Source organism: Allorhizobium borbori, assembly GCF_014196535.1.
GTDB lineage: Bacteria > Pseudomonadota > Alphaproteobacteria > Rhizobiales > Rhizobiaceae > Ectorhizobium > Ectorhizobium borbori.
The window spans coordinates 1-8186 of the sequence record NZ_JACIDU010000043.1; the positions used below are offsets into that span (position 1 = coordinate 1).

Annotated in this window: 7 protein-coding genes and 1 pseudogene; 2 read left to right on the top strand and 6 right to left on the bottom strand. The window is 63.2% G+C overall.

Annotated elements, in window-relative coordinates; genetic code table 11:
• Window positions 1-115: 115 nt before the first annotated feature.
• A complete protein-coding gene (locus tag GGQ66_RS22615) occupies window positions 116-694 on the bottom strand; it encodes a PhnD/SsuA/transferrin family substrate-binding protein (RefSeq protein WP_183795959.1) in 579 nt (192 codons plus the stop codon).
• Between the two features lie 383 nt (window positions 695-1077).
• Here GGQ66_RS22615 and GGQ66_RS22620 point away from each other — a divergent pair.
• A pseudogene (locus GGQ66_RS22620) lies at window positions 1078-1563 on the top strand (nitric oxide reductase activation protein NorD); the annotation flags it as partial.
• Between the two features lie 76 nt (window positions 1564-1639).
• Here GGQ66_RS22620 and hemN read toward each other — a convergent pair.
• Complete coding sequence (hemN, locus tag GGQ66_RS22625) at window positions 1640-2992, bottom strand: oxygen-independent coproporphyrinogen III oxidase (RefSeq protein ID WP_183795961.1); 1353 nt, start codon at window positions 2990-2992, stop codon at window positions 1640-1642.
• 203 nt (window positions 2993-3195) lie between these two features.
• Here hemN and GGQ66_RS22630 point away from each other — a divergent pair, with 203 nt between their 5' ends.
• A complete protein-coding gene (locus tag GGQ66_RS22630; RefSeq protein ID WP_183795963.1) occupies window positions 3196-4191 on the top strand; it encodes an IS5 family transposase in 996 nt (331 codons plus the stop codon).
• 239 nt (window positions 4192-4430) lie between these two features.
• Here GGQ66_RS22630 and GGQ66_RS22635 read toward each other — a convergent pair whose 3' ends face one another.
• The 4 genes from GGQ66_RS22635 to GGQ66_RS22650 form a co-directional block, all read right to left on the bottom strand.
• A complete protein-coding gene (locus tag GGQ66_RS22635; protein WP_183795965.1) occupies window positions 4431-5600 on the bottom strand; it encodes an NnrS family protein in 1170 nt (389 codons plus the stop codon).
• Between the two features lie 2 nt (window positions 5601-5602).
• Entirely contained in the window at window positions 5603-6823 is a 1221-nt protein-coding gene (locus GGQ66_RS22640) for an NnrS family protein (protein WP_183795967.1), read from the bottom strand.
• On the bottom strand, window positions 6820-7569 hold the full coding sequence (locus tag GGQ66_RS22645; protein ID WP_183795969.1) for an ABC transporter ATP-binding protein: 750 nt from the start codon (window positions 7567-7569) through the stop codon (window positions 6820-6822). The genes GGQ66_RS22640 and GGQ66_RS22645 overlap by 4 nt, the downstream gene beginning before the upstream one ends.
• A partial coding sequence (locus GGQ66_RS22650; RefSeq protein ID WP_183795971.1) for an ABC transporter permease occupies window positions 7566-8186 on the bottom strand: 621 nt, incomplete at its 5' end. The genes GGQ66_RS22645 and GGQ66_RS22650, both read right to left, overlap by 4 nt.

Genomic DNA, 8186 nt, shown 5'->3' on the forward strand with positions numbered 1-8186 from the left:
CGGTGGAAAACGGTGGTACTTGTAGCTGATGGCCGATGTGTTCATCGCGCCCGATTAGCCAGCAACAGTTAAGGCACCAACAACGTGACATCACCGGCGATCGACATTGCGGATCTCATCGTGGCCAGCGGTCGATGACCGCGACAACAGGCCGGACATATGACTGCACCGTCCGACGGAGATTCATACCGCCAACGCCTTGCCAACCGGGCCGTTCCACATATGAGTCAGAGCCAATATTGGACGCCGATAAGGGGTCAATATTCCGAGCCGATTGACAGCCCCTGCCGTCAGCATCAGATACCATCGCGGTCTCGATCCGGCCAGCCAGGAGCATCTGGATCGTCTCGAACGGCGTGCCGGCGCGGTCGACGGCAACCTCGGAGGCGAGTCCATGATGGGCAAGCACCGCGTCGAACACGAGTTCCGGCGTATCGTTCGGGAACGGGACGGTAATCCGGTGGCCTTTCAGGTCCGCGACGCTGCGGATTCGCTCGTCCGTCGAGATCACGTAGAGCAGACCGTTGGTCATGACGTTGGCCAGCCGCACACCGAGGCCACGCGTGTTGAGGTTGACTGCTGTGGAAATCGGCATGACGACGACTGCCTGCATCGTTCCCGAAGTGAGGCCAGCACGCATCTCGTCCGGTGTGCGCCACATCTTGAAGCGGACCTTCTCGGCGACGTCGCGCAACAGGCCGGTACCGACAGCGTAGGCTAATGTGACAGGGCCGGTGGGGGGGCGAAGAGAACGAGTTCTCCGGCTGCGGCCGCCTCGGCCTTGCCAACGAAGGGCATGGCAAGCACCGCTCCCAGCCCGGCACAGACGAGCCGCCGCCTGACCGGTTATCCCGCCCCGTCTTGGCGTTCCCGCGCGTCCTGGACATCGCGGCCGAAATCGGTGTCGCTGCAGATCATGACCCTAATCCTATAACATGACTAAACTATTCACCTTATAGGGTCGGCCGGTCCGGCCATCTTTGCGCTAGAGCAAGTTTGCTGCCGATCGGTCCTGCCGCTCTTCAGTAATCGAGCGCCAAAAGAGGGTCGGCGCCGAACAGGGCGGCATGGCCACCCGTGATGGTGCTTGCCGAAGGGCTGTCGGTATGCGGCGACAATCATTCAATTCTGACCTTTACCTCCCGTCGCCGCAGTTGGGTGAGGGGCGAGACGGTGAAGGATTTCGACGAGCCGATGGGGTCAGTCGTGCGTCGGCGGATAGCGGCCCTGAAACCCGGATATTACACCCTTATGGGCGCGGCCGTCCGTCATGCGACGGCAAAGCTTTCCGCGCAGCCCAACCGGAGGCAATTGCTGCTGATCCTGACCGATAGCAAGCCGAATGACGTCGATCACTAGGAGGGCCGTTTCGCGCTTGAGGACAGCCGGAGGGCGGTGATCGAAGCAAAGCGGAAAGGGATCCGCGTCTTCGGCGTGACCATCGACAGCGATGCCCGGACGTATGTTCCGGCGATCTTCGGGCAGCGCGGCTTTGCCGTGGTGCCGCACATCGGCAGGTTGCCTGCGGCTTTGCCGGCGATCTACCGCAGCCTCGTCGGCTGAGGAAAACGGCGAGGCGCAAGGAAAGGCCCGGCAGAGCTAGGCATGCCGGGTCTTTTCGCTTGTCTGGACAAATGATTCAGGCTGCCCTGGAATGCTGCCTGCCGCCCCGATCGAGATAGGCGTCGAAACAGGCGGCGACCGCGCGGATCACGAAGCGATGGTCCGGGTTGACGATGAGGTGGCCATCCGCAAACCGGACGACATCGTCCGCCTTCAGACGTTCAAGCATCGGTTCGGCCTTGGTCAGTGTCTCCGGGGGAAAACCGTGGGCCTTTGCGATCCCATCGAGATCGGCGCGGAAATCACACATCAATCGTTCAATGACCGTGGCCCGCAGGTGATCTTCCGCCGTCATCCGGTAACCCTTCGCCGTCGCCAACTCGCCGGACGCGATACGCTGGGCATAACGGCCGATTGCTACCTCGTTCTGTACATAGCCCGCGTCGGTCCGACCGATCGCCGAGGCTCCGAGCCCGATGAGAGTCTTGAAACCATCCGTGGTATAGCCTTGGAAGTTGCGGTGAAGCGATCCGCTTTCCGCGGCGAGGGAAAGCGAATCGTGGGGCAACGCGAAATGATCGAGACCGATGCGGTGATAGCCAGCGGAAACAAGCGTTTCCGCAATCGCTTCGGCCTGGGCATTGCGCTCGGCGGCATCACCGAGTGTGGCCTCGTCGATAAGGCGTTGGTGCTTCTTGAACGATGGCACATGGGCATAGCCGAAGACGGCGAAGCGGTCCGGACGCATGGCGGACGCGGTCACGGCCGTTTCGATGGCGGAATCAACCGTTTGATGCGGCAGCCCGTAGATCAGGTCGAAATTGATGCTCTGGACTCCCGCACGGCGCAGCCCCGACGCTGCGTTCACCGTCTGCTCCACTGTTTGCACGCGATTGATTGCCTTCTGTACTTTCGGATCGAAGCTCTGGACGCCGAGACTTGCTCTAGTCGCGCCAACTTCTCCGAGCGTCTCAATCATGGCTGGTGCGAGCGTCCGCGGATCGATCTCGACCGCAACATCCGTCTGTTCGGAGATATCGAACCCGCGACCGAGCGCCCGTGCGAGATCGAGGAACTCCTCCGGTTTCATGATCGTCGGCGTGCCGCCGCCGAAATGGATGGCGCCGACCTGAAGCCGCTTGCCGGCCGCCGCGGCGACAAGGGTGATTTCGCGCTTCAATACATCCAGGTAGTCGAGGATCGGCTGGTCCTTCTGTGTGATCGTGGTGTGGCAGCCGCAATACCAGCACATTGACCGGCAGAACGGGACATGGAGATAGAGAGAAACCGGCTCATGCCCTGCCGTTGTTTCGAGCCAGTCCCGATAGGTGCCGGCCGCGATCGCCGGGGAGAATTGCGGGGCGGTCGGATAGCTTGTGTAGCGGGGCAGGCGGGCGTCGCCATATCGGTTCAGTATATCGTTTCTCATAGCCAGGCTCCGGTTGAATGAGGCCAATGCTAGGATGCCGTTGACGCTTGCTCTTTGTTAAATCCCAACTAAGGGCACACTTCTGTTGCAGTCATTCTTTGTCGTACGACAACGATGATCATGGTCAGAGGTGCGTTGGTGCACGGATCATTCATGAGCGGTGAAGTAGTCGGCTTGGATGGAAACACCCCAGCGGACCGAACATGCCTTTCAAACACAATGCCTGCCACCGTCATCATATTGGCAAGATGAAGCTCAAGGTCACGAATTGGTCTGAATACGAGGCTGGTCTTCGTCATCGTGGTAGCCTGACCTTGTGGATGACACCAGAGGCTCTGTCGTCCTGGCCGGCGCCGAAGCGCACGACACCCGGTGGCCAGCCGCGCTATTCCGATCTGGCGATCGAGACCGCTCTGACGCTGGGACTGGTGTTCGGCCTGAGACTGCGCCAGACGGAAGGCTTTCTAGCTTCGATCTTGCAGCTGATGGGCGTGGTTCTGGCGGTCCCCGATCACTCGACGCTGAGCCGCCGGACAGGCAAGCGGCAATCGCCCGATAGGCGGCAAGATGATCGTGGTTGTGTCCCGGCAAAAGGGCCCATCCATGTCCTCATCGACAGCACAGGATCGCAAGTCTACGGCGCTGGCCAGTTGCTGGAGGAAAAGCATGGTGTCAAATCCCGACGGGGGTGGCGCAAGTTGCACCTGGCGCTGGATGCCGACAGCGGCGATATCATCGCACATGTCATGACGGACCAGGAAGCCGGCGACGCCTCACAGGTGGAGCCGCTGCTCGACCAGATTGAGATGCCGATCAGCCAGTTCACGGCCGATGGAGCCTATGACAGCAACCCCAGCTACAAGGTCGTCGCCAGGCATAGTGCAGACGCGGCGGTCGTCATTTCGCCACGCTCCAATGCATTGGAGCGACCGGATAGCCATCCCGCAAGCCAGCGAGATCGTCATATCGCGGCGATCAACGCGGATGGAAGAATGAAGTGGCAGATCGCCACCGGCTACGGGAAACGCTCACTGGTCGAGATCGCCATCGGTCGTTACAAATCGATCGTTGGCCGCCGGTTGCGGGCGCGCTCATTCGTAGCGCAGCAGACGGAGGTCGACATCGGCTGCGCCGCCCTCAATCGAATGATGGCCTGCGCACGCCCGAAATCCGTCCGCTGTAAAACCGTCACCGCATAGCCAATGCATCATAGACTGATATCCGCTCGTTCAGCGATCCATGCACCAACGCCACTGTTTGCCAATAATCCGGCGACCCAATGTGAGATAACCAACAGATAAAGCCATGCTGCGTGGGCAATGATCCGAAGGGAAGCGGGGGCGATTGGCCGTGATGATGTAGCGCCAACAGCATGCGTAAGCATCTTTGCCAACTTTGACAGCTTCGCTTTGAAACCACTGATCGCTTCGACTTATATTTATTTGCGCAGAATGAGCGGGCCGTAAAGGCCGGCATAGCCGAGGAAGGCGACGATCCAGCCAAGGGCCGCCAGCGGCAGGAGGAGCATGGTCGCGCCCGGCAGAAGTGCTGCCCCGATCCGGGCCAGCGTGGCCAGTAGGATCGGAGCGTAGATGATGAAGACGGTCGACGGCGGTGCGATCAGCGCCTGACCGGAATGGCCGCGCGTCGCCCGCGTCATCACTGCAAGGGTCATGGCGCCGATGCCGCCGGCTGTCCATCCATGCAGACCGGCTGAGGCAAGCCCGGCATCCTCGCTCAAAAGTCCCGCCCCCGTCAGCAGGAAGCCGAGCGGCATGAAGGTGAAGGCCACATGCAGCATCGCCACCAGCGGCTCGCGCCGGGTGCGGAACGGTTTCCAGCGAAGCTGGCGGGCGAAATGGAAGAGACCGGCGGCAAGGCATGCCGTGCCGGCAAACGGCGCAAGCGCTTCGGCCCGCGCGGAAACGGCCCAGAGCACCAGCGCCAGCGCCGAAATGCCCATGGCGGCAAGGTCGAAGGCTCCGAAAGGCGGGGGCTCCTGTCCTGGATTGTTCCTGCGCAGCCAGTTGCCGGTAAAGGTGGGGATGATGCGCCCGCCGATGACGGCAATCAGGAAAATGACGGTGGCGATCGCCATCCGGCTGGCCAGCTCGATGCGCCCGAAGCGGGCATATTCATGGAAAAACAGAACCTGCGCTGCAAACAGCAGCCCGAGAATGGCGGCGACCTTGTAATTGCGGCGGTTCTTGCCGGCGATCAGCTCGCGCATGATCAGAAGAACGAACGCGGGCAGGAAGAGGAGACTTGTCACTGCCGCCGCCGTCAGGCCGATGGTTTCCGATGTGGCGATGGCGAGACGCCCTGCGAGCCAGAGCAGGACGAGCGCCAGCAGCGGCGCGCCCTTCAGCGCCGGGCGTCCGGTCCAGTTCGGCACGGCTGTCAGCAGGAAACCGCCGATGATGGCGGGTACGAAGCCGAACAGCAGTTCATGCTGATGCCAGACCACCGGGGAAAGGGCGGAGGGGATGTGCGCGAAGCCGAGAAACCACGGCACCCACAACCCGATCATCAGTGCCGCGTGGAGTGCGCCGAACAGGAAGAAAGGACGAAAGCCGCCGGAGAGGAAGCGGGAGGAGGCAAGGGACATGATCAACAACTCTTCTGTTCGAGTGTGTGCGGCGACCAGAGCAGGGGCAGGTAGACACCGAGCCAGAGCGCAAGGGCGGTGGCCCAAAGGAGGGCGGAAAGTGCATGTGACCCACCGGGCAGGCTGAGATCGATGTCGAGTTCCGGGGCGATGCGGGTAAGGGTGGCGCAGACGACAAGAAGGAGCGCCACGCGCGTACGGCGATGGAACTGCAGCGGCTGGCCGGTATGCAGCAGGCCGGCGATGGAGAGGACCTGAAGAACGCCGAGCCCGAGCCCGCCCATCGTCAACAGGTGAATGCCGGCGAGTACCGGCAGTCGCAGGCCGACCCCGGCAAGTCCGATGACCAGCAGCCCGAGGCCGGTGAATGCGCTGGAAAGCCAGAGCCCCGCCAGTTCCGGCCGCAGGCCCTCGCGCCCGACAAAACCTTCCGCCACCCGGTCGAGAAAGGCCGCCCCCGTCGCCATGGCGAGATAGCCGGTGACGGCGGGCGAAAGCGATGCGGCTTCAGCAATGGTAAGCAGCGCGGCAAGGCCGGGCGCCAGATTGACGCGCGCCGGATGCGGACGATAGGGCGAGGTTTCCTCGTCCGGATCGAGCATGCGGTTGGTCACGGGAACGGTGATGCGGGCAAGCGCCAGCCCGAGCAGACCGGCAAAGGCGGCGAGCGCTAAGCGGATGGCCTGTTCGCCACGGTCGAAATTGCCCGTCAGCATCGACCAGCGCAGCCATCCGGCGGCGAGCGCGAGGGCTGTCAGAAAGAACACGAAGCCCGCAAGGTTCAGGGTGCGCAGCCGCATCGCGAGCGTTGCCGCATAGCCGGCCAACAGGAGAAGCCAGAGGAGATCGAAGACGCCCGCCAGAACGATCATGGCCTGCGAGCCGAAGAAGCCGGCAATGCGCGGCAGGCCCCAGAACGCGGCGAGCCCCAGCAGCGGCCAGCCATGCAGCGTCCTCGTTTCGGTCCATTCGGGCAGCGCCGAGACGAGAAAGCCGATCAACGCGGCACCGAAGCTGCCGAAAATCATTTCCTGCGCATGCCATTGGCCGGGGGCCGTGTCCGCGGCGAACGGCAGGCCGAATTGCCAGAGCAGAGCCCACAGCAACGGCCAGAGCGCGGCGTGAAGGGCGGCAAGCGGAAAGAACAGCCGCAGGGCTTCATCGGTTGCCGCCGCAAGGCTCAGTGGACGGGCGTGGCGGAGCGGGCAAGGGACAAGGGTCATCCGGCCCGCCTTTCATCCATGTCATTGACATGGGCAAAGAGCGGGTTGTGCGTGAGAAAGTCGTGGGCGATTTCGAACACCGCGCGGTCATCGCGGGTGCCGGGGGTGAGTGGAACCGTCACGTTGCCGGCCATGCCACGCCCGAGCGGATCGAGAACGGCGATGCGATGGGCTATCCGCACGGCCTCGGCCATGTCGTGGGTGATGAACAATCCACTGCGGCTCTCGCTGGTGACAGAGGTGATCACGATGTCCTGCATGCGCCGTTTCAGCGCGACATCGAGCGCGGTGAAGGGCTCGTCGAAGATCAGGAAGGCCGGGTCCGTGACCAGCGCCCGCGCGATGGCAACCCGCTGGCGCATGCCTCCGGAAAGCTGGGCCGGGAACTTCGCGAGATCGCGGCGTTCAAGCGCCATCTTTGCGGCCACCGTCTCCACCCGTTCACGGACGATCCGCCGGGAAAGCCGGAGCGGCTTCAGCGCGAAGGCAATGTTGGCGGCGGCGGTTGCCCAGGGCAGAAGGCGCGGTTCCTGAAAAACCACGGCATGGCGGCCATAGTCCCGCACGACCCGGCCGCGGCGTGCTTCGACAAGGCCGGCTGCGATATGGGCGAGGGTGGATTTGCCCGAGCCGGAAGGGCCGATCAGCGCCATGAGTTCGCCGGTCTCAACCGTCAGCGAAATATCGTCCAGCACGCTACGGCCGAGAAAGGCGTGCCCGATACGGTCGAGGGTGAGTGTGCTCATCGTTTCACGCCCCAGGGTTCGGCGGCGCGCCGCCAGGGTTCGAAGGCGCCGCGTAACGGGTGCAACACGCCATATTCAACGGTCAGCAGTGCGGCGATGGACAGGAGTACCCAGGCGAGCGCGGTGGCGACATCGAGGCTTGCACGGGCTGAAGCCAGTTCGCCGCCGATGCCGCCGGCATTGGCGATGAGTTCGGCCATGACCGCCGCCTTGAAGGCGGTACCGAGCGCCATCGAGAGCGCGGGAAAGAGGCTCGCAAGCATCTGCCGCAGGCTGATGTGGACGAGACGGGCGGATGCGGACAGGCCGCTGGCGCTGGCCATGGCCTCCAGCCCCCGGTCGCGGGTGGCGATTCCTTCGGCAGCGCCGGCAAAGACGATGGGCAGTGCCGCGATGGCGGCGGTGGCCATCACCGTGCCGCTGCCCATGCCCAACCAGATCATCAGCAGCACGATCCAGGCAATGGGCGGCACGCCGAGGAGAAGCGTTACCTGCGGCTTTGCCAGCCTCATGACGGCGGGATGAAACCCGGCAATGACGCCGGTCAGCGTTCCGAGGGCCAAGGCGGCAAGAAAACCGGCAAGGGCGCGCTTGCCGGTTTCCAGCACGAGCGCCAG

Bases quoted from the DNA above. Each gene is read 5' to 3' on its own strand.
- GGQ66_RS22645 (WP_183795969.1), bottom strand. From the start codon at position 7,569: ATGAGCACACTCACCCTCGACCGTATCGGGCACGCCTTTCTCGGCCGT.
- GGQ66_RS22640 (WP_183795967.1), bottom strand. From the start codon at position 6,823: ATGACCCTTGTCCCTTGCCCGCTCCGCCACGCCCGTCCACTGAGCCTT.
- GGQ66_RS22630 (WP_183795963.1), top strand. From the start codon at position 3,196: ATGCCTTTCAAACACAATGCCTGCCACCGTCATCATATTGGCAAGATG.
- hemN (WP_183795961.1), bottom strand. From the start codon at position 2,992: ATGAGAAACGATATACTGAACCGATATGGCGACGCCCGCCTGCCCCGC.
- GGQ66_RS22635 (WP_183795965.1), bottom strand. From the start codon at position 5,600: ATGTCCCTTGCCTCCTCCCGCTTCCTCTCCGGCGGCTTTCGTCCTTTC.